At 78.0% G+C, this 590-nt stretch carries 1 protein-coding gene; it reads left to right on the top strand.

The genetic code is table 11. The annotated features are described in order from the left end of the window. A partial coding sequence (locus L2I40_RS24220) for an NAD(P)/FAD-dependent oxidoreductase (RefSeq protein WP_237217877.1) occupies window positions 1-590 on the top strand: 590 nt, incomplete at both ends.

The raw sequence follows: 590 nt of genomic DNA, 5'->3' as shown, positions 1-590 counted from the left end.
CTCTGGGCGGCCACCGCCGCGCCGGCACCCGACCTCGCCCCGCTCGACGGCGTGCAGGAGGCCGAGGTCGCGATCGTCGGCGCGGGCTACACCGGCCTGGCCACGGCGCTCGCGCTGGCCGGGCGCGGCGTCGCGGTGACGGTGCTCGAAGCGACGGAGCCCGGCGCGGGCGCCTCGGGCGCCAATGGCGGCCAGGTGATCCCGGGGCTGCGGCACCTCGCCTCCGACCTCGTCGCCGCCTTTGGCGAGACGCTCGGGCGACGGCTGCACGCGCATGGCGCCGGTGATGCCGACCGGCTGTTCGGGATCGTGGCGAAGCACGGCATCGCCTGCGACGCGACGCGCAGCGGCTACATCCAGGTCGCCGACACGCCGGTCGCGCTGGCCGAGGCGCGACAGCGCCACGACGCCTGGGCTGCGCTCGGCGCACCGGTGCGCTGGCTGGATGCGGAGGAAGCGCGCGCGATGACCGGGGCGGAGGGGTATCTCGGCGGCTGGCTGGACGCGCGCGGCGGCACGGTACAGCCGCTGTCACTCGCCCGCGGCCTGGCGCGGGCGGCGATGGAGGCCGGTGCCCGCGTGCACGCGCC

The organism is Falsiroseomonas oryziterrae, from assembly GCF_021864505.1.
Taxonomy (GTDB): Bacteria; Pseudomonadota; Alphaproteobacteria; order Acetobacterales; family Acetobacteraceae; genus Falsiroseomonas; species Falsiroseomonas oryziterrae.
This window is presented reverse-complemented; position numbering and strand designations above follow the sequence as displayed.